Genomic DNA, 23,082 nt, shown 5'->3' with positions numbered 1-23,082 from the left:
TAGAGATTGTTCAATCCTTTGGTAGCTTCGGACAAAATCTCTTGTATTCTATCGGCATTGTAGCGAATATCTCTGGGGGGCGCAATCACATTTCGACATTTTTTTCTGTTTATTATTTGTTTATTGTGATCCATTATAATGCGGAAGCAAGATATGTCGAACGGACGCAGAAAAAGCATCGAAAGACCTATCTTTGCGCGACTATGGGCTGATGGAGTTGAGAAAATGGAGAGAAGCATCACATCTTGGCGTTTGCGGCCGCGGATGATTGGCATTTTGGCTGTACTGATTGCTGTGGTATGTCTGAATGGGTATACGGGTTCATCTGTCGCAAAAGCGGCTAGGACCGGACAAGTGGCCGTATCGGGAGCTGAAAAAGTGTATCAGTCCGCGGCGCAAGCTGTCTTTTACTTGAAAGCGTATCGCAAGGACGGAACGCTCAAGACGGTAGGTACCGGTTTTCTGATCAATGATGGTAGAGCACTTACAGCAGCCCATGTTGTGAAGGACGGGATATCTTTCGAGGCGGTATTTGAAGATGGTTCCATCCAAAAGATAACGGTTCTGAGCACTGACACGGATACCGATGTAGCTATGCTGTCTGTGCAGAATAGCAAAAAACGTCCGGTACTTACCCTGTCAGGGGACAAGCAGTCTGCAAGATATGGGCAACGATCGTTCGCCATCGGATACCCGCTGAAGGATGGCAAGATCATTACGGAGGGCATCGTGAATGCACCAACCGCTGAGGTGAACGATGTCGTTCGCTTGCTGACTTCCGCGCAGGTGTCTGCGGGCATGTCGGGTGGTCCTTTGTTAAATGAAGAGGGTCGCGTGATCGGATTGATCTCCGGTTCGTTCCGGACAATGAATGGCATTCATATCTGTGTAACGATCGAAGATGTTCGCAAGCTGATGAAGAAGTCGCATACATAACGGGAAAAAGGGGAATCTCGCATGTTCAAAAAGTTATCACTCTGCCTGCTTGCGGCCTTGCTGACGTTGACGTCTGTGAGCTGGCCACACCTGCCGACCGTTTCCGCAGCTGCGGAGTACACGGATATTTATATTCCGAATGGTGGCGGAAAAATCATCAATCGGGGAGACATGTCTTCCTGGAACAATAATATTAAAAAGTTCGAGGCGAACAGCTTTGGTATTTTTGCTGCCGGAGCGCCGGGTACATCAATGGAGAAGGAAGATATTGAAGCTGTAGGTGCAAGTCATGTTAGAACGAAGGGAGCAGGTTTATTTAAAGCCAAGATTTCGGTGGCGAACAATCCATCATTAAGACGATTGGCTGAAGGTGGAGACGCCAGAATGCTCCTTAAGATTGGATCGATTGACGTTTTTATCGGTGGTATGAACGTCCGAGTCGATGTTAACGGCAAAGAGAAGTTCAATCAGTTCAATCATGATAAATCGGCTAATTCGTCATGGATCGCATTTGGACCCAATGATACGATCGAAATCACATTGTTTGGTTTTTTCAAAAGCGCCAGTGACATTGAGCTCTATTTCGCCGACATCACACCTCCTACATACAACGGCAATACACTGACCCATACCGGGGTAGTGCGATTCAATGGCGATCCGGCAGTACAAAAGAATGAATTGTTCCTGAAGCAGGGAAGTAGCCTTAACTTGGCGCTGAATTTCAGTGAGCCGGTATTTCCGTCGACTGCAGAGAATGCCTCTGACCGGATTGATGGCAAATTCAGCTTCATGCGTACCGAACTGTTCAGTAATCCGGGTGGAGACGGCTTCGATCCGTCTGTTTATTATCTAACGAGCGCAGATAGCGGATACAGTGACTTTGCGCAGGGGGGACTGGATCAGAACAGTCATGCACGCTCCACCTTTAACTTTCGTTATCAGGCTGCGTTAAATGATAGCACAGGCAACATTCCTATTGATCCGAAACGCCTAATCGCGCCCTCCGAGGAGGACCGTCCAACATTACTCGAACGGATGAATGAGGCTGGTTTCATCGATGGTGCGGGTAATCCCGTTGCAGCTTTTAACGGCATTGGAACAGTTCCTTTTGCAGATAACGCAAACCCGGGCGGTACGTTCCGTACCATTATCGACGCACGTGTACCTCAGTACTCAGCATCCCGCAACGGCGTGCAGCCTGAAGTATTAACGGGACTTGTGCTGAACAAGGGCGACGTTGTTGATTTTACCGTGTACCTCAACGAACAGGTGATCAGCGCGTTTACCCCGACGGAGGATACACGACTCAAGTTTGCCAACGGCTTGACCGCCGCATATGTTGGTGGCCAGAACACGAATACATGGACGTTCCGTATGACAGTGCCAGACGGCAAGAGTATCGAAACGTCATTTCTGGAGACAGCTGCTTTGGAGCATGCCAGCAATCCTGGGGACGGGAAGGCTCTGACGGACTACGCCGGTAACGTGCTCACCGAGCCAGTCAAGAAGATTGATTGGGCTGGATTGTCTGTGGACAATACGGCACCTGAAGTGAATTTTGTCTATGAGAATCAGGACGGAGAGATTATTCCTGAAGGACAATACGTAGGAAATGGATCATTCACGATCAATGCATTCGATCCCGACTTGAACGGTCAGACGAGCAAAGGATTGTTCCGGCCAGGCAGTGGTTCAGGGCTCGTGTATTATGTGCTAAACCAGAGTCCGAATGATCCCTTCGCTGGGCAAAACGACAACTTTGCCGCAGTGAAACGGTATTCCCTGACGCAGAAGCAGCCTTCTGAAGAATTGTATGCATCTGGTTTCCAGGATGTTGTACTGTCTACCGGACAGAATGGCGTGAAAGTAGAACTGCCGGATGACGGCACAGGTTTGAACGGGAACTGGTATTTGCATACATGGACTGCCGACATGAGTTGGGACTCGGCTCGTCAACGGATGCAATACGACAAAGGCAGCAACGAACGTGCAGCTTACCTTGCCCAACATCCGGATGCGACACCTGCCGAGCTGGAGGAATATTATCGCTCAAGCATTCTGCCGAATCTGTCTGATTACGGCAATACAGTACAGTGGCCTTTGGCCGATTTCAAACAGGATGATTCCAATTGGTCGTACCATGTCGGCCTGTTGAAGATTGACAATGACGATCCAACCGTCGAAGTTGCGAACATCGTGGACAATAACTCCGACAATGTGAAGATTACGGTTAAGGCCGCTGATCCGACTTCTTCTATTAAAAATAACAAGGTGCAATACCAGTTCGTGGCCGTGGGCAAGAGCCCTGCCGCTTCCGGGTGGCAGGATGCCGAGCTGAATGCACAAGGTGAAGCTGAGATATCAACATTGAATGATCCAGCGATCTCCAAAGGTGGACAATACGAGCTACATGCGAAAGCCGAGGATGTGGCGGGCCATTCAGCCACCGCCGAGCCCAAAGCAGTTGATGTGCTTGTCATCTCAACCAAGTTCAAAGCCTATCCGGGTACCTATGCGATTAATGACGGACCCGACTTCACCGTAGCCGGTGTTCCAATCGATACGATTGAATATCAATACAGTGAAAGTTCCGAACGTCCTGTGGGCAACAGCAAATGGGTTGCTTTTGAGGATGAACCGAAGGAAACGAAGCTGGGGGATGTTCCCGCCGAGCGCTACAGCTTCCCTGCCGACAAAACGTTGAACGGGACCTGGTACGCCCACGTACGTATCAAGCAACAGGATACCGGACGTTATTACTACTATTATCAGGAGTACAAATTCGACCATTTGCCACCTGTCACGAAATTCGGTTCGCAGGGTTATCTGTATCCGATGCCAGAGCAGACGGTACAGATTGATGTGTCTGACACGCTGGTGGACTTTAACGGTGTTGCAGCCAAGAACATTCGTTACCAATGGATCAAGGTGGTTGACGGGCAAGACGAGAAGGAACCAGATCCGGAAGGTAAGGGCTGGAGCGTTTCGCCTGCGGATCGTGTGATCACTTTGCAGGTAGACAACAAAAAGGACAACGGTAATTACCGTCTATACATCCATGCCAGCGATAGCTTGGGTAACAGTAAGCTTTACCACACAAGTGGTCTGTTCTCCGTGTTTTATCTGAGCAGTGAACCACCCGTTGGCAGCGCGCGTTTGATTCGGACAGAAGGTCCAGGAGATGACGGGTACACCGCTATTATGGAACTGACGGTTGATGTGCCAGCACAGGAAGGTTACTTTTATTCCGTTTCCACCAACGGCGGAGACAATTGGAGCACTTGGCTGCCGTATACGAACTATGTCGGCGTTCCTGTTGATACAAACGATTCGGGACAACTCAAGTCACAGGTTCGGGTCAAATTCAAAGGTTACTACGACAATATCAGCGATATCGTAACACCTGAGATCGAGCTTCAGGATGCCCCTGCCTATGGGCTTGCTTCATTGGAGCAGATCATGCCGGTTCGCGGAGGCGAGAAGGTGCAGGATGGTGGGCAGAACGAAGGACAAGAGATCCTGTTCGACCTCGTGGATGGCAAGACCGTGAAGCCAACGAACAGCAACCCGGAAATGCCGGAAACGTTGGAGGCGAACAAACGATTCAAAATATACCGCAACGGAAGCTACTCCTTCACCGTGAAGGATGGCAGCACTACAGCAACCGTGTTCATCGTGGTCTCCAACTTCGATGATACGCCGCCAATGGTAAACGTGAAGTATTCCACCATTGCGGCAACGAATGGCACGGTTAAAGTAAGTCTGCAATCGAGTGAACCGATCCGCATCACCAATCTGCCGTCGTCGTCCAAAACGTTCCGCGAGAACGGAGAATTCACGTTTGAGTACGAAGATGCGGTTGGCTTTACAGGCAGTGTGACAGCAACAGTGAGCAACATCGATACCACGCCGCCGGAAGCAGATATTGTCATGCACTACAACCATCCCGATCTCAAAGCGTTGATCCGTTACGGTAGTGGTACTGCTGTCGTGGATAGCGCGGGTGATGGGTACAATGCAAATGGAGAATTTACTCATTTCGCAGCACCGACAACAGGTAATGTGATCGCGTCTAATCTGATCGTGGCGCAAGTGCTGCCAAAACAGGGACAAGTTCAGGATTACCAGGTGGTCTCCAATAGCTCAGGGACGAACCAATCCTCATTGGTCATGACTTCAGGCAGTAAAGCACGCTTCTCGCTGGCAGATGCCGCAGGGAATAATGCGAAGCTGGAATCCGAAGCGATTACAACACTCGTTGGATCAATTCCCGCAGTAGAAGAGATCACGATGGTTCGGGTAGACAACGACGGACAGATCATCGATGACAGCAAGCTGGTGCAGATCGGGGATCAAGCCTACTCCAAAGGCAAAGTACGTGTAGGTCTTGTGATGCCATCATCTGTAGTGGAAGGCAATACGATCTATGCGGGGGCAACCCCGGTAGCGAGTTTTAGCGCCGACTACGCCAGCAATGGCGAGCATTCGATTTTACTTTCAGACGTACTTGGTAACAAGAAACAGGTTAACTTTACGATTGCGGGTCTCGATAATACGGCACCAACGATCCGTCTGAACAAAGCTTCCACAACGGTTCTGCAAAACAAACCAGGCTTCGATCTGGCCACCGATCTGGGCGGATACACAGTGAGCGATAATCTCACATCTGCGGAGCAGATTCAGGTGACGGCTGCGGAATACGTGCTGGAAGGCGGACAATACGTGGAGAAACCACTGAATCTCACGGTGACGGGTAAACACACGATTCGTTACACGGCGAAGGATCAGCTCGGCAATGCAGGCTACGCCCTGCAAACGGTATTTGTTCGTTCGACAGATGGCATGTTTGTTACGGCCAATGGCATTCCGTTGTCGGATACCGAATCCGAAACAGCAATCGTGAATACAGGTACGGTCACGTTCAATGTGAACAACTTCCGCACGATCGAGACTGCTGGGGGAACCAAGCTGGAGAACGAACTTGGCACGTATGATATTTATTATTTCCCGGGTCTGGTGCGCGAAGGACAGATGAAATATATCGCTACCCGAGTGACCTATAAGGAACTGATCAGCAAAGACTTCAAGATTACACTGCCCAAAGCAGGATGGTACACCATCATTGTGCAAAATCAGGAGCGCGAACGCGTATACTCCACGCTGCTTGTTAATCGGGCCAATTAGAGAAACGGAAGGGGTTCACCCATGCGACGGAACAAAATTATTCGGATAATCGCAACGTTGATGGCCATGGTCATGCTGATCAGCGTCTTGCCGCTTCACATCGCGGCAGCGGCCATTTCCTCAGCGGGAACGACATCCATTAAGAACGGGTTCATCAAGGTAACAGTGGACAATGCAAGTGGGCGCTTCAGCATTCGTACAGAAGACGGCCAGCCAATCCGCAAAAAGGATAACGGCGTGGATATGATCTTTGGTGGAGATAACCCGGAGACGTCGTTCACGACATTCCGCATCAACGGAACGGATCTGATCTTTGGTAATCCGTATAAAATGGCACCGAACTGGACCTCGGAGGTTACACCTCCAAAGGTCGTTACGGGAAATGACGGTACCCAGAGTCTCGTGACCGTATGGACCGTTCAGGGCATTCGTATTAGCCAAGTGATCACTTTGCTTTTGAAGGAAGACAAGGATCAGGGCGGTAATGCGCGTGTTCAATATGTGGTGGAAAATACGACAAATGCCAAGGTAGAGATCGGGTCACGTGTGTTGCTGGACACGTCGGTCGGTGGCAATGATGGCCCGGCCTTCCAGATCGGGCAGAATTATTCCGTTCCACTTACGGTGGAGCGCAAACTGGTTCACGAGCCAGAGAAGCTCGGTTATGACAAAAACGTGGACGAGCAGGCATATAATTTGCATAAACTGCCACCGTACTGGGTGATGCGGGACAAGCTTGATCTGAGCAACCCGCTGGCGACAAATGTCATTGCCTATGGATTCAACAACTTGTTCGAGGGCGGTATTAACATCGTTGATGAAATGGTAGTAGGCCATTGGGCCAATCTCGCCGGAACGAAATGGGAATATGAACCGGACGAGAATCTTGATTTTACGCAGGATACAAATGACTACGGTACAGCCGATACGGCCGTGGCTTTCTATTGGGAGCCTGATACGGTTCAAGCTGGCGCCCAGCACTCGTATGAACTGGTGTACGGTTTGGGAGAGATTGTATCCCCGGAGAAGGTATTTGATGTTCGTTTCCTGGATCCAACGCAGAAATTGGAGACCAATGAGGAAGAGACGGGTTACGTTAATGACGGCGTGTTCGAAGTGAACACGGAGATCGAGAACCTGGAGATGTTCAACACAAACCATAGCCAGATTGATGTGACTCTGACACTGGAGAACGGTCTGAGCTTTGTGGATGAGAATGGGAAGGAACTCAATGCAACAAGCCAGAAACTTACCTTCCGCAAGGATGTTCCGCCGGAACAAGCTGCACAGGGCATTGAATTCATTCCGTATAAACCGGGCGAGGTCGTCGCAGCCAAATGGCGAGTGAAGGGTACAGGTAAAGCTTGGCCTTCAACGCGCCAATATATGGTGACGGTGAGCAGCCCGGAGACAGAGAAAAAGCTGGAGACGGCTGCTCAAGAGAGCGAGGGGCTGCCGGAATCGGAAATTCGCGCAATCTATGAATCGTCAAGAGCAGGTTTTATTTTCCTGCCACCGGTTGGCGAATTAAGAGAGACTTTGGTCTACGCCATGTCACCGGAGGAAGCGTACAGCAAGGACGAGAAGTACATCACGCTGAACGTGTCCAATATCGCTGCCTACAATGTTGGTAATGAAGCTACATCTACTGCTGCCAACTTTGACATGTATCTGGTGAACGTGAAGAACGGGGATCGTTACAAAGTGCCAGTGACCCGATCTGTAACATCCCAGCCGCTTGGAAACGGGTTCGCGGGAGATTTGAAGCTGGTGTATCGTGGCGGGGAAAAGGTGAAGGCGGATGGCACAACGCTTGAAGTGCTGAACGATGCGTTCTTGCCGCTTGGAGAATATGCCGTGCAAGTGGACTATCGGGACAAGTCAATTCCCGAGCTGGCCGAAGCGCTGAGCTTCAAGACCGACCAGACTTTTGCCATAACCGAGAACGAAGAGAACCGGGTTCGCAAAGCCGGAATTCTCGCTGTGTATAAAACTAAACTGGACCTAAACGCAGGTGCTGTTGAGAAAGCGACGTTTGCGAGCGTGCTGCCATGGACGTACGGTAACCTGACGGACGCGCAGTTCAAAACAAAGCTGGATCAGGATCGGGCGAGACTGACTGCTGCCAAGCAGGAAATGGTAGCAGCTTCACGTAAGCTGGACCCTGCTCTGGATGTAGCTGGAGCCATCGATGTATCGGCTTCGCCGGTATATGCGGTCCAGACGTTCGAAAATGAAGCAGCATTCGAAACATTCGAAAAAGGACTTGATGATGATACCGAACAGGAGGTTGTTCTGGAAGTGCGCGGTAAGATCGTGCAATCCGGTACGGGTGCAAACGCCCAATACACGGTTCAATCGGATACAGAACCTGCGATTCTCAACAAGAGTGTAGCTTACAGCGGGAAAGACCTCACCATTTCAACAGGGAATTTCCCGCTCGCCAAAGATTTGAGAGCAAATACGGACACGCCGTTCTTGCAAACCCTCTTTGTGGGTGGCGACGGTACCCTAAGTGTGGCGAATAGCGGGTTCGTATTCCATTCCGGCGAATGGACCGTTGATTTCTACAACGGATTCGATAAGTCACTCGGAACGGAATCAAAGCTGACGGATGAAGAGCAGGCATGGGAGGAAGGACGCAATCCGGAAGACCCTACCCTGAACGGAACCTTGACTTGGGCTAACGGTATGCTGGGCGATGCGCTCAATCCATACCGCAATCTGCTTGTCTCCTATGTGTACTTTAATAAACACACGTTGTTTTCAACACCTACCTTCTCGCTGAATGGCTTTGGGTTGAAACTCAATGACTTTGTGCTGCGGCAGGATGGTGTGTCCTTCGGTGGTGCAATGAAGATGTTTATTGTAAATGGGGAAGTAAGCAACGTTATGTTCAACCAATCGGGATTCGTGGGCATCGATTCCTCACTGGCGTTTGAATTGGATAATAGAATCGGATTGTTCAAACCGGACTCCGAGGACAGTGTAAAAGGTGGCATCAATGTTACGCACTATAAAGACCCGAACAAATACGGTGTTATGAATTCGTACGGCGTTAACTTCGAGGCGAAACTGGAAAACTTGTTCTCCATTAGTGCGGAACTTGCCTTTAAACGGGTTCCCGACGGACGTATTATTCCAGACGTCATTGCTTTTGGATCGGACCTTCCTGATCCGGGCATCATGATCAATCCAGCTACCAAAATCTCAAGTATTCGCGGCGCAATCCGTGAACTTGCGATGACAATTGCCGGTGGTACCGAGCGCTTGCCACTGACGCTGGAGGCAGGTATCGACATGGAACTGGGTCAGAAACCGGCTGTTTTCTCAGGTAGTGTAGACCTGACGCTCAAAGCTACCGGATTCAAAGTGGTGGGCAAACTCGGCTTTGGTGAAGGCAGCAAAGTCATTCCGATGCTGACGGAAGCACTGGTTCAAACTCAATGGGCCAGCCCAATGTTTATCCGTGCGCGGGCACAGATTGATGTTGGTGGTTGGGATATCATTGTGGGCAGTGCCAGCTTGTTTATTGGTGAGAACTTGGAGAAGGGCCGAGTCGATTTTGAAGGCATGGTCAGCTCTAAAATACAGATACCAAGTTCAGTGCCGGTTGTCGGCGGTTTAGGATTTGGAACTCGTGCAGGCGTTAATAACGATGAACTGTGGGCAGGGATTTCCTTGTTATTCCTCACCCTGGGCATCAAATATTACTGGGGCGGCGGCATCTCATTTATGACCGATGGATCGGCTTTGGATAACGAGGCACTCGCACATCTGGCGATTAATGATCCAGAACAGGGTCCGCGCCTGTTACAGATCGGAACGGGAATAGAGACGCTTGCCACCTCATGGGAGAATGAGGAGCCTGAGCGTTACGAGATTCGGTATACTGCCGTTGGTGACGGCATCGATATGATCGAGGATAGCTCGCAAAATCTCGGCATTGGCGGCATTCGTACGTCCAATGGAGGGAAAACACATGTGATCCCGATGAGCGGAGTGACAGGGGATGCGCTCCTTGAATTGGAGTATTTTACAACAACCAGACCTACCCTGACTCTGAAGCGTGACGACGGAAGCACTTACGATATCGTGTACGGAGAAGCAACCGATCGGAACGCAACGGCGTTTGAACAGATTATCAAAGCACCTAAAGAGGGCGATCTGAAGAGTGACGGTACAACAGTGACCAAAAAAGAAGAGCTTCAGGGCACCGATATCCGTCGGATCTATGTTGCCATTCCACAGGAAGACGCGAAAACGGGAAGCTGGACACTGACGTCCAGTCAATCGGTCAAGTCCAAGCTGATGAACATTCCGGTACTTCCGGAACTGTCTTCGACGGAACTTGCAGTAGATCCACAGGATGCGGACCAATTAACGGCAACTTGGACCGTGGACAACGCTTCGCCTGGAGATACGGTTGATCTGTATCTGTCTTCGGACCGTTTACAGGCAACGCCTACACCGGATGAATCCATTGATCCAGGGATCATGATTGCCAAAGGCATCGAGATTGAAAGTGCCGATATTGGTGCTGACGGTCGTGCATCCGGCGAGATGACCTTTGACGTGAAGCAGATTGCGTACCTCGGCGGAGCAGACCTTCGTGGTCTGCTGCAACAAGGCACATATTATCTGCGTACGGAACTGAAAACGGACATGGCATTCTCTGTCTTATCTTCACAAGAAGGGTATACGCTCGTAGATCGGTTTGCTCCGAACGCCGTGCCAGAAGTGGAAACGAGAAGCATTGGTAACGGGCAGTTCGAGGTCTCTTTCCCGGCGATCACCAAAACGGCTGAAGAAGAAGCCGAGGAGTTCACTTACATCCTGACCGCATCGGATGAGCAAGGATATCTGTATGATCCGTTTGGCGAAGAAGGATACAGTGAATCCGACTTGAAAGCTACGCTCAAGGATGGCATGTATCATGTGACTGTGGGCGGATGGAATGCACTAGGAACACCTAAGCTGGGTGCTGACGGCAAAGTGCAGCGCAATGCAGACGGCACCATTGCCATGGAGGATAAAGAGGTACGCCATTCCGGACTGGAGCCGGGCAAATCGTATCGTATGGGCGTTACGGTCGCACGCAAACCGGCATCGGACGATCAAGCGAATCTTCGTTTATCCACAACGACGTATAGCGGGTCGAAGCTGCTTCCTGCCCCTACAGGGCCAGTGCTTTCGCTCGATAACAAACAAGTGGTCAACAACAAATACGAGGTGGTTACAAGTTCGAAGCAGGTGACCGTGAACGTGGCTTCGAATCAGTCGAACGTTGTTGTAGAGGCTTCGACGGACGATGGTTCGCTCGGTACCACTAACCTTGCAACAACAGACAAGCTGAAGTTCAACTTTGAGGTGGATGGTGTATATGCAGTCCAGCTCAAAGCACGAAATACTAACACAGGGGATACGTCGGTCACGATGCTGTATGTCACGATTGATACGACGGCTCCGATGATCTATCTGGATTCACCTTCACAAGGCGAACGGGTACAGGGAGGCGTTGCGCTCGTACAGGGTACAACGATGACCGACGCCCAAGTGACAGTTACGGATGCCGATAGTGATCAAGAATTGGCACAGTTCAAACCGGACGAGAATGGAGTCTTTAAACATGAGGTGCCGATTGATGTGAATCGCATGAAGACCCGTCTCCGCATTAAAACCGAGGACGCGGCAGGCAATGTGAACTCTGCCGTTGTTGAGGTGCTGAACGGCGACTTCAAGCTGCCGCGCAGACTGAAACTGGTTATGCCGGATGAACTTGTTGCTGGTGGAGAACAAGCTGCGGTTCAGACTTATGTGGAGTATACGGATGGGACTCGTGAACTCGCAGATAACGATAGCATCACCTACAGTGTGGTTATGGGTGAAGCGAATGCAGCCGTTCAGGATGATGGTCTTCTCGACGGAAAACGTGTTGGAGCTGCTCTAATCCAGGCAGATTATACATGGCAAGGTACAGAGCTTAGCACGACGGATATTGTATCCGTTGTTGCACCGAAGACGGGAGCTGCACCACCGGATTACATGGATACGATTAAAGCATCCACGATCGGAACGGGCAAAAAGGGAGAGACACGTGTCTCGATCAGCGCTGCCGGACACAAAGGCAACATGGTTGGCAGTGAACTGGCATACCGTATTTTCACGGACCAATCGCAAGTGATGCTGCCAACGTTCGAACAGGATATCAGCGGATGGAATACGCTGCCTTCCGATAAAGTCATCAAAGCAAAACCAGGCGAGTGGGTTGTTATCGCCAAACGAACAACGAGTGAGCCGAAACTCGCAACAGCATCTTCTAGTGCGGTGAAAGTAAATGAGCGGATCTCTTCCAATGTGGAGCCAAGCGCGCCAAGCTCGGGTGGCAGCAAACCACCGGCATCGAATGTGCCTGTTGGTCCGTTAACGGTGGGTGGCGTAGCCATCGATAGTGCCGTTGGAGGTAAAAACATGAAGATACCTCTGGAACTGGATGCAGTGCAGAAGGATGGATTGTTGTTGGTCGATGTAACGCCAGGCGTAAGTGGCCCAACTGTGGTTGCTCATCCTGTGCGAGAAGCGTTGCTTGATGCAGCCAAGCAAGGACAGCGAATTCGTTTGCACGTTGCGGGCCAACTGGAGCAGTTACGCTTCGAGCTGGATGCGGATCTGATTAAACAACTCGCTGCCAAAGACATTTCGATGGATCTGGAAAGCGATTGGGGCAGCTACCGTTTGGATTGGAATGCTATAGATCTGAAAGCACTCGAAGCAGCTTTCCCGGCGAAAAAGGCCGAGGATATCAAAGTAAGCCTGAATGTGGGCAAACCGGATCAGGCATACGAACGACTTGCTGCGAAGCTTACTAGTGAGGGACGTACGATTCCGAGAGGAACCCCGGTTACCTTCAACATGACGGCAAGTGACGGAAGCAAGTCAATCGAGATTGATAAACTTTTGAAAATGACAACCAAAGAACTGTACCTCCCGGTTGGAGAGGACGAGCGTTCCGTATCAACCGTGGTCGTTCTTGAGTCTGATGGCAGCTTGCGGCATGTGCCTACTCGCTTCGAAGTGCGGGACGGCCGAATGGTTGCCATCGCAAGCAGCATGACCAACAGCGTGTACTTGCCGATCCGATATGACACTTCGTTTAGTGACATGAAGAGTCACTGGGCAAGCGAAGCGGTTCATGATCTGGCCTCACGTCTGGTTGTGAATGGCGTGTCGACTTCTCGCTATGAGCCTTCGCGTAGCATGACTCGGGCAGAGCTTGCTGCACTGATGGTGAGAGCCTTTGGCCTGAAACCAGATACAGGCGCAAGTTCAACATTCGCAGACGTTAAAGCAGTGGATTGGTACAACGATGTGGTGCAAACGGCAACTGCCTATGGCCTCATGACAGGCTACAGCGGTAATCGTTTCGGTCCACAGGATGCCATGACGCGTGAGCAAGTAATGGTCATGCTGATCCGTGCATATGAGATGGCAGGACATACTGCGCCAGCTGTGAGTAGTGCAGCTAATAGCCTTGACGGTTATACCGATGCGTCTACGTTGTCTGATTGGGCCAAAGACAGTGCCGCACGAGCGGTGAAACTGGGTCTGATTCAAGGCAAATCGGCAACGACACTTGAGCCAAAAGCTCCGGTAACTCGTGCCGAGATGGCAACTCTTATCCGCAGATTACTTGTGGAACTGGATTTGCTGTAAACATGAAGTTGTTGATTTGAACTGGAAAAGCCCGAAGTCATTGCGACTTTCGGGCTTTTTTGTATCTTTTTATGAGAAAGGTTATTTCAATATGTTGTACGTGAATTCATACCCAACCCGTGAATTCCAATATCGACGCTTTTGCAGACTGTGCTTCTGTATGAGCCCCTTTGCGCCAGGCTTTAGGTGATTCGCCCATCAGTTTGGCGAAGCAGCGGTTAAAGCTGGAGATGGATCGGAAGCCAACCTGCTCGGAGATGGACAGGATGGAGGCCTCTGTGCTTTTTAATCGTTTGCATGCCTCTTCAATCCGGGTACTGTTCAGAAAATCAAGCGGTGTGGTTCCCATAATTTCATGGAACTTGCGGCGAAAATGCGTTGTACTCAGATGACACAGTTCAGCGAGGTAATCGATGGTCACGGGCATCATAAAATTTTTGGTGATAAACTCCAGCACGGGTGAGATGACCAAGTCACCTTGGAGGTCTCGTTCCCGTTCCTGATCCTGAGATGACAAACGCTCGCTACTCGCATGAATTCGAAGCAGTTCGATATATAGAGACATCAACAAGCCGTACGCGCTCTCCCGATAATAGGGGGACTGCTGCTTAATCTCTTCTACCACTGATGTTGCGAGTGTGTGAATTTTGGGATGCTGTTCCTTATTCAGAATGCAATTGGTTCCCTGAATCGCCCATAGATTCGGTTCAATGTGAGTTTGTGCTGTTTTGAGCGAATGGCGGAAGAGTTCTTCCGGTGAAAAAAAGATATAAGCCCACAGGCTGGCGTTATTAGGCGAACTGTATGTGGTATGCGGAAGGTATCGGGGAATGAACGTGATGTCGCCTGCCCGAAAAGGCACAGATTCTCCCTTAATCTCCATGATGCCTCCATCTGAATAACAGATGCCAATCTCCATGTGGTTATGGAAATGAAGATGCTCACTCTTGATATCGGATATTCTCCAGCGGTCTCCACTGAGCAACAGGACAGGAAAATCAATGGGCAGGCTATAGTGACGATATTCAATGACAGGTTTCTTCGGTTTGGGCATGTTCGAGGACTCCTATATATAAATGATTGAAATTGCGCAGTTTTGTTATGAATATGCTTAGATTGAGACTATTTTACTGCGTACAATGGAATAAGTAAAGCGTTTACAAAAATGGACGGACACCTCTCAGGACGCACTTGGGGGCGTGTGCGAAGGGAGAGGGGAATAACAATGCTTCAAGTGAAATATGACAGGGAACAGATTCTAAACGTAATCGAGAGCGTTACCAAGAAAACACTGGATATGGATCTGACATGGGATTGGCCCGGTGGAGTGGCTTATTATGGCGTATCCAGAGCCTATCAAACAACAGGCAACCAAGAGATTCTGGACAGGCTGGTGAAATGGGCGGACGAATATATCGAGCTGGGTCTGCCAAGTTGGACGGTAAATACATGTGCCATGGGTCATGTGCTCATCACTTTATATGAAGAAACCGGAGATCAGAAATATTGGGATATTGTCCTCAGCAAAGTCGATTATCTCCAGAATCATGCACTTCGCTTTGGAGACGATGTGCTTCAGCATACGGTATCCGTTTCCAATGATTTTCCGGAACAGGCTTGGGCGGATACCTTGTTTATGGCGGCATTTTTCCTGCTTCGCGTAGGTAGCAAATTAAAAGATGAAGCCATGATTCAGGATGCGCTGAATCAGTATTACTGGCATATCAAATACCTTCAAGATCCGAGCAGCAGTCTGTGGTATCACGGTTATAACAATATCAACAAGGACCATATGTCCGGATTTTATTGGGGAAGAGCAAACGCTTGGGGAGCCTATACGATGTCTCAAGTAAAACCTCAGCTCAACGACTGGTATTTGTATCCGCAATGTATGGATGTAGAGTGTGCCCTTCGTGATCAATTGGCGGCTCTCAAGCTCGTGCAGACCGAGAACGGCTTGTGGCGTACGGTGTTGGATGACGAAGATTCGTATGAAGAGGTATCAGCTTCCGCTGGTATTGCAGCAGCGATGATCAATAACGGTAATCCACTGCATACCAAATATGTGCAAAAGGCACTGGAAGGCATCCTGAACAACATTAGCGAAGATGGGCGTGTGCTTGGTGTATCTGGCGGTACGGCGGTAATGAAGGATCGGGATGGCTATCGCAATATTCCAAAAGACTGGATTCAAGGCTGGGGTCAGGGCCTGGCACTCGCTTTTCTGTCCGATATGTTGAGATAGGGAGGGAACCCAATTGTCCAAATTAACCAAAGGCTCCTTTACACTACCGGGAGAATCCGGTTATGAGGAACTGACGCTGGAACTTGCCGATCGCTGGGGTGCCGATGTGATTCGAGACAGTGACGGTACAAAGTTGTCCGATGAGATTATCAATGCCGGATATGGCATCTATTCAACCATTTGCATTATTCGGGATCATAATGAGTGGGCATCCCGTAATCTGGATAAACTGCAGCAATGTTTTCTCATTACGAATCCGAAGGTCGCTGTACAAGATTATATATCCATCTATCTGATGGAGGATTTCTTCGCTGAACAATTCAGGGTGAATGATTCCAAAGAAGCGTTTAAATATTGGCAAGTTTATGATCGAACGACTGGGGAAGAGGTACCTAGAGGACAGTGGAATTATGAAAGGGAATCTGGCAATGTTGTCATTACTGGCGTTGCTCCTTGGCATAAATACACGGTGAGTTTCATGGTTTATCGGATATGGGAAGAGATTTCCATGTACAATCACACGACGAATAATTGGGACAAAGAGCATCTGATGCAGATTGACCCGATCTATACGGACACACAAACCTATCTGCTGGATTGGATGGAAAAGTGGTGCCAAGAACACCCGGAAACAACGGTTGTACGTTTTACGTCCCTATTTTATAACTTCGCCTGGATCTGGGGCAGTGATGAGCGGAATCGCCATCTGTTCTCGGATTGGGGTTCATACGATTTCACAGTAAGTTCGAGAGCGCTGGATCTGTTTGCTCAAAAATATGGGTATTCACTCTCCGCCGAAGACTTTGTGAATGGCGGTAAATATCAGGTCACTCATATGCCTGCGGATCAGCGCAAACTGGACTGGATGGCATTTATCAATGATTTTGTCATTGAATTCGGTAAAAAGTTGATTGATATTGTGCACAAACATAACAAGCTGGCGTATGTCTTCTATGATGACAGCTGGGTAGGCATGGAGCCGTACAATGATCGCTTTGAGGAATTTGGATTCGACGGCATGATCAAATGTGTGTTCTCCGGTTATGAGGCTAGAATGTGCTCAGGTGTTAAGGCTGATACCCATGAGATTCGCTTGCATCCCTACTTGTTCCCAGTTGGCTTAGGTGGGCTTCCTACCTTCAAGGAGGGCGGAGATCCTACCCTGGATGCGAAGAAATATTGGATTAATATCCGGCGTGCGCTGCTGCGTGAGTCGATTGACCGGATTGGACTGGGTGGATATTTGCATCTGGTTGAGCCTTACCCGGACTTTGTGGATTATATCGAGAAGATTGCCCATGAATTCAGGGAAATGAAAGAGCTGCATCAGGCTGGAAAACCATATCAGATCAAGACAAAGGTAGCCGTGCTGCATAGCTGGGGCAAGTTAAGATCGTGGACCTTGTCCGGTCATTTTCATGAAACACATATGCATGATCTGATTCATGTGAATGAGGCATTAGCCGGGTTGCCTGTTGACGTACAGTTTATTGATTTTGATGATATTCGTCAGGGCGCATTGAAGGATGTAGATGTTGTCATCAATGCCGGCTCTGCAGGTTCAGCATGGAGTGGCGGAGAGCACTGGAGTGACCACAAGTCTGTGGACTTATTGACCCAATGGGTATATGAGGGTGGTACCTTTATAGGCATTAACCAGCCTTCGGCATTGGACGGGTATGACAGCTATTTTAGAATGGCTCATGTGCTTGGGGTGGATGAGGATACAGGCGCCAGAGTTGTTCATGGAAAATGGTCGTATGAGGTTAATGATGAGTATGGTTTGGTGCCTGAGGGGGCCAGCATACTTCCGAAAGATAACATTTATCTTACGGATGGATCAGCAGCTGTAGTGAGTGAAACGGATGGTCAGATCACACTGTCCACACATGCTTTTGGAAAAGGAAAAGGGATCTACCTGCCTTCCTTCGAATTCAGCTGGGAAAATACAAGACTACTTCTGAATTTGATTCGATTTGCAGGCAATGAATTCCATGAAACAAAGTACATCACGGATAACTTGTATACCGAGTGCGCGTACTACCCTCAGAGCAACATATTGGTTGTGATCAATAATAGCGATCAGGTTCAGTCCACGACGATTGATACGGAGCATGGAAAACAAACCATGGAATTAGACCCGTATGATACGGTGATCACCAAAATTGGTTTAACAAAATCGGTATCCCCATAGAATAATGACTCGATAGACCGTATTCCTTAACCAGGGAGCGGTCTATTTTAGTTATTAGGGCGTGTCTGAAAACTCTGAAGAAAGCAGATTTTATCGCACGGATCCTACTGTATAGTGTTAACACTATCTAGTAGAATATTTAAATAAGGATAGGGATCATGAGCCCTAATATATTATTGGTTTCATCTTTTTAAAGGAGAGAGTGCCCTAATGTACAGTTATAAATTGTTGGACAAAATAAGCATGGAGACACTTCACGAGGCTTTTGTGGATGCGTTCTCCGACTACCAGGTTAAAATGGATTTGCCTTTTTGGAAGTTTCAACAAATGCTCCAACGACGGGGTTATCACCCCGAAATATCTATGGGAGCCTTTAAGGATGAGAGAATGGTCGGATTTGTTATCAATGGGCTTCGAAGCTGGAATGGAAAGGAAACTGCATATGACCTTGGAACAGGCGTTGTAAAAGATTGCAGACGGCAAGGCATTACAAGCGATCTGCTCTTGAATATTCAAAAGCTTTTAAAAGAAAAAAATGTAGAGCAATATTTGCTGGAAGTCATCCAATCCAACGAATCTGCAGTTCAGCTGTACAGTAAACAAAACTTCAAAATTCTAAGGGAATTTTCATGTTTCCAGCTGCAAAAAGATCAATTCATACCGCAAACGACCTGCATGGTGGAATGTGTGGAGAGAATCGATTTGGAGCAGTTCAAGGAATTTTGGGATGTGGAGCCCTCCTGGCAAAATTCAATTGATTCCATCTACGCTTTACCGGAAGTTTTTATCTATGTGGTTGCACGTCAGGATCAAAGCATTGTTGGCTATGGCATTATAGATCAAAAAACAGGTGATGTTCCACAGCTTGCAGTGAACCAAAATTACCGGGGCAAAGGTATTGCAAGCAGCATCCTGACAGAGATGGTCCAACGCACAGAATCGCCTAGAATCAGTGTCCTCAATGTGGAGTCTCATCTGAAACCGATGCAAGATTTCCTCTTGGCCAAATCAGGTTTTTCATATCATGTGGGCCAGTACGAAATGCTCTTGAAATTATAACGTGATCGTCGTTTCGACTTAAGATCAGATCGGGTTCAAACGAAAATATGTGGGGTGTTAGTGTCTGTCTTGTTGGGCCAGTTGAACGGGAGGTTGATTAAAGGCTTCCCGGAAATCGTGGATTACAGTATCCAACCCATCCTGTACTCGTTATAATAATGTTGATATATGACATGGTTAGAGGAGACAAAGACATAACATGAGCCGCAAGACTTACTGTAAGCGCATTCAGTTTCTGGATGATTGGAGTCTCAAAACCAAGTTGTACATATTGTTCATTTTTTGTGTGCTGGTCCCGGTCCTGGTCACAAATACCGTGTTTTACCAAAGTATCAAAGGTAACATTGAAGAGAAGGAGCATAGCCGATTCAATGAAATGCAGCAAAGGATCAAGTTCAACCTGCGGAACAGTATAGACAATAGCTTGTATGTGTCCAATTTTCTCTATACCGATGGAACGCTGAACCGGTTCATGGAGTTCAAGTATCGCGATCAGGAAGACTATTACTCTGCCTACTATGATATGCTTAGCAACAACAATCTGGTCAGGTACTATTACAGCTACCAGCAGGTGAATCAAATTACGTTTTATGTTGGCAATGATACCTTCGTCAATGGAGGAAACTTCATTAAGCTGGATGATGAGGTGAAGAAAAGTGATTGGTATCAAGCGCTGATGAACACAAGCGACCATATCATGATCTATTCGTATTTTGACAAACAACAGGCGGAGATGTCGCAAAGTCAGGGAGGACGCAAAGTAAGCATTATTCGTAAGCTGGATTACTTTGGGGAGCAACAAGTTGAAAAGGTGTTAAAGGTAGATCTGGACTACGCTTTCATCAACAAATCGCTTAAAAATGAGGGAGCAAATGGGAAGGTATATGTCGTTTCGGATGGCAGGGTCATTTTCTCGAACGATTCAAAAATGAATCAGACGCGCAAGCCATTTCATCTGATTGCGGACAGTCCAATTGACCCTGTTCAATCCATGCAATCGATTCCCGTCGTATCCGAGGATTGGCAGATTGTCGTCAGCACGGAGAAATTGGACGTTCTGTCGGAGATTGTTAATTCAAAGCTTAATTTGACTCTACTAATCATTCTTAATCTGTTGGTGCCGACACTGCTAATCTGGTTGATATCCAGATCACTGGTCATCAGAGTTGATCGGATAGCGAAGCACCTGGATCAAGTGAAGCAGGAGAAATTTGAAGTGATATCGGGACCTGTGGGCAAGGACGAGATCGGCAGCCTGACCCATAGTTATAACATGATGGTCATCAAGATCAAGAACCTGATTGAGATTGTGTTTAAGGGTCAGGTGGAGCGGCAAGCCCTTGAGCTCTCCAAGAAACAGGCGGAGCTGAAAGCCCTTCAGAGTCAGGTGAATCCCCATTTCATGTTCAACACGCTTGAAACGATCCGTATGAGGAGTTTGATCAAGGACGAACTTGAAACCTCTGATGTCATTCATAAACTGGCACTGCTGTTACGTCAGACGATCAATTGGGGCGACGATCTGATTACAATTGCAGAGGAAATCAATTTTGTGGAGAGTTATCTGAGTATCCAGCAGTATCGCTTTGGCGAAAAGCTGCAATTCGCAATCCGGATCACAGACGAATCCATAGCTGCCATGATGATACCAAAGCTCACCGTCCTCACCTTTGTGGAGAATGCTTGTATCCATGGCATTGAGGGGACGTCGAATAATGGGGTCGTGGAGGTATTATTCGAAATTCGAAGCAAGGATCTGTACATTTCCATTCGAGATACCGGAGTCGGTATGGATCAGGACAAGCTGGCCTCGCTCCGCAAAATGATGCAAGACCCGAGTATGGATCGGATGAGCGAGCTTAGCAGCATTGGTATGATGAATGCATATATTCGGCTGCGGATGTATTTTGATGATTTTGTTCAGGTGCACATATTCAGTGAAAAGGGGAAGGGAACAACGATTGGCATTCAAATTCCTCTTATGCAGGCATCTCAAGAATAAGGAGCGAGGATATGATCAACGTGCTGATTGTGGACGATGAGCCATTTATTCGCCAAGGACTTCTATTGTTAATTGATTGGGAGTCTTACGGATTTCAGATTTGCGGTCAGGCTTCCAATGGCATGCAGGCATTGGAGTGCATTCGCGCTATGCAGCCCGATCTGGTGATTTCCGACATTAAGATGCCGGAAATGGACGGATTGCAGCTTGCCCAAACCTTGTACGAGCAATATAGCGGTGACATCAAGCTGATTCTTCTAAGTGGATTCTATGAGTTCGGATATGCCAAGCAGGCAATTAAATACCAGGTAGATGACTATATTCTCAAGCCTATTGTGAAGACCGAACTGGTTCAGGTGCTTGAGGAGTTCAGGGTCGCATTTAATGCGCGGACGGAAGAGAAGCGATATCAGCAAAAAAAAGATCGGATTATTATGGCTCAGCATATGCAGTCAATTTTGCTTGGGGTGGCTGAGGAGGATGCTGTTACGAGTCTGCAGCCCCACTATCAAGATGCCGGCATACTGCGTTGCATCCTGATTGAGGCGGAAGCTGGTCCAGAACAGGGAACGGATTGGTGTGCTCGGGTTGAGGCATGGGTGGGCAAGCCCTTTCCGGGACAAATTTTGAAGCCATTCACAGGTGATAAAAATGCGGTTCTGCTCATTGTTACGGACCTGATGGTGAGCCGTGAGGCAGTGACCTTGGAGCAATATTTGACCCGGTTACATGCCGATCTGAGCCATGGTCAAGAGGCGGCTATTGCTTGTTATGTCGGGAAGGAAGTACATGAGTTGGAGGCGCTGCACGAGTCTTATCAATCCTGCGGCATAATGAAAAGCTTACGTTTCTTCACCACTTGCAGGCCCATTTATTACTTCGAACTTATGGATACGACTTTATTTGTTAATCGGCCGGGACAGTTCGAAAAACAATTGTTTGATGGGCTAGTTAAGTCTATTGAGGAACAGCAGACGGATGAGTTATACAGTCATGCAACGGCGATTTTTCAATTTTTTCTGGATGAGCGAATCGAGCCTGGTATTGTCCGCATCCACTTGCATTATTTGGCATACACATTGCTGGATCTCGTGAATAACGATACGGTTACTCCAGATTCCACGCTGATGGAATCGACTTTTCTGAAGGTGAACTACGCGATGTTATCCATGGAGGAAAACATTGAACATTTATGCGAATTTTCGCTCATGTGCGCAGAGAAACTGAAGGAGCAGCAAAAGTCGAATGCAATGGGCGTATTAGCCAAAATTGAGGCTTTCATTCACGAGCATTACAGAGAAAATATCAGCCTGAAATTGCTCGGGGAGCAGTTTTACATGAATAGTGCATATCTGGGTCAGATTTTCAAAAAGCATTTCTCGATCAGCTTCAGTGATTATTTGAATCAATTGCGTATTGAGGAAGCCGCCCGGCTGTTGCGCAGAACAGATCAAAGAGTATACGAAATCGCAACAATGGTGGGATATCGGGATTCCGATTACTTTATTAGCCGGTTCGAGAAACTCATGGGGGAGACTCCTGCACAATATCGTAAAAGTGCCCATGCTGCGTACTCTCTTGATTAACATCCTGCACTCCTTGACGGAGCGGCGGGATATTTTTTTTCGCAGATGCTGGAATTAGTGGGATTCCATCTATAGTTTATCCCGTTGAGAGGGGCATGGAAGCATGATAATTTTAAGTCAGCCTTTGGAAAGCGCTTTCCAAAAAGCTTCTGTCAATATAATC

9 protein-coding genes are annotated in these 23,082 nt (G+C 48.3%); 8 read left to right on the top strand and 1 reads right to left on the bottom strand.

Annotation, left to right across the window (positions count from 1 at the left end):
- Positions 1-225: 225 nt before the first annotated feature.
- Genes MKX68_RS06925 through MKX68_RS06915 form a run of 3 tightly spaced genes read left to right on the top strand, consistent with a single transcriptional unit; the run spans position 226 to position 13,833 of the window.
- Complete coding sequence (locus MKX68_RS06925; protein WP_340910339.1) at positions 226-936, top strand: S1 family peptidase; 711 nt, start codon at positions 226-228, stop codon at positions 934-936.
- A gap of 21 nt (positions 937-957) precedes the next feature.
- Positions 958-6,120 (top strand): hypothetical protein, encoded by a 5,163-nt coding sequence (locus MKX68_RS06920; RefSeq protein ID WP_340910336.1) that lies wholly within the window; start codon positions 958-960, stop codon positions 6,118-6,120.
- A 21-nt stretch (positions 6,121-6,141) separates the two neighbouring features.
- Positions 6,142-13,833: an S-layer homology domain-containing protein gene (locus tag MKX68_RS06915; RefSeq protein ID WP_340910334.1), complete on the top strand. Its 7,692-nt coding sequence runs from the start codon at positions 6,142-6,144 to the stop codon at positions 13,831-13,833.
- Between the two features lie 106 nt (positions 13,834-13,939).
- On the opposite strand, the gene MKX68_RS06910 is transcribed toward MKX68_RS06915, so the two are convergent.
- Positions 13,940-14,887, bottom strand: a complete 948-nt coding sequence (locus tag MKX68_RS06910) for an AraC family transcriptional regulator (RefSeq protein ID WP_339786266.1) — start codon at positions 14,885-14,887, stop codon at positions 13,940-13,942.
- A gap of 171 nt (positions 14,888-15,058) precedes the next feature.
- Here MKX68_RS06910 and MKX68_RS06905 point away from each other — a divergent pair, with 171 nt between their 5' ends.
- From MKX68_RS06905 to MKX68_RS06885, 5 genes are all read left to right on the top strand, one after another.
- Positions 15,059-16,078, top strand: a complete 1,020-nt coding sequence (locus MKX68_RS06905; RefSeq protein ID WP_340910331.1) for a glycoside hydrolase family 88/105 protein — start codon at positions 15,059-15,061, stop codon at positions 16,076-16,078.
- A 13-nt stretch (positions 16,079-16,091) separates the two neighbouring features.
- Complete coding sequence (gene gnpA / locus MKX68_RS06900) at positions 16,092-18,272, top strand: 1,3-beta-galactosyl-N-acetylhexosamine phosphorylase (protein WP_340910328.1); 2,181 nt, start codon at positions 16,092-16,094, stop codon at positions 18,270-18,272.
- A gap of 210 nt (positions 18,273-18,482) precedes the next feature.
- Entirely contained in the window at positions 18,483-19,331 is an 849-nt protein-coding gene (locus MKX68_RS06895; RefSeq protein WP_340910325.1) for a GNAT family N-acetyltransferase, read from the top strand.
- 199 nt (positions 19,332-19,530) lie between these two features.
- Positions 19,531-21,333 carry a cache domain-containing sensor histidine kinase gene (locus MKX68_RS06890; protein WP_340910322.1) on the top strand — a complete coding sequence of 601 codons (1,803 nt, stop codon included), beginning with the start codon at positions 19,531-19,533 and terminating at the stop codon, positions 21,331-21,333.
- 11 nt (positions 21,334-21,344) lie between these two features.
- A complete protein-coding gene (locus MKX68_RS06885) occupies positions 21,345-22,919 on the top strand; it encodes a response regulator (protein WP_249913523.1) in 1,575 nt (524 codons plus the stop codon).
- Positions 22,920-23,082: the final 163 nt, after the last annotated feature.

This window comes from Paenibacillus sp. FSL M8-0212 (assembly GCF_038004645.1).
Taxonomy (GTDB): Bacteria; Bacillota; Bacilli; order Paenibacillales; family Paenibacillaceae; genus Paenibacillus.
Note: the sequence above shows the minus strand (reverse complement) of the source record. Positions and strands in the feature narration are given on the sequence as shown.

Coding starts and splice junctions, on each gene's coding strand:
- MKX68_RS06895 (WP_340910325.1), top strand. CDS start 18,483: ATGTACAGTTATAAATTGTTGGACAAAATAAGCATGGAGACACTTCAC.
- MKX68_RS06905 (WP_340910331.1), top strand. CDS start 15,059: ATGCTTCAAGTGAAATATGACAGGGAACAGATTCTAAACGTAATCGAG.
- MKX68_RS06920 (WP_340910336.1), top strand. CDS start 958: ATGTTCAAAAAGTTATCACTCTGCCTGCTTGCGGCCTTGCTGACGTTG.
- MKX68_RS06885 (WP_249913523.1), top strand. CDS start 21,345: ATGATCAACGTGCTGATTGTGGACGATGAGCCATTTATTCGCCAAGGA.
- MKX68_RS06915 (WP_340910334.1), top strand. CDS start 6,142: ATGCGACGGAACAAAATTATTCGGATAATCGCAACGTTGATGGCCATG.
- MKX68_RS06910 (WP_339786266.1), bottom strand. CDS start 14,887: ATGCCCAAACCGAAGAAACCTGTCATTGAATATCGTCACTATAGCCTG.
- MKX68_RS06925 (WP_340910339.1), top strand. CDS start 226: ATGGAGAGAAGCATCACATCTTGGCGTTTGCGGCCGCGGATGATTGGC.
- MKX68_RS06890 (WP_340910322.1), top strand. CDS start 19,531: ATGAGCCGCAAGACTTACTGTAAGCGCATTCAGTTTCTGGATGATTGG.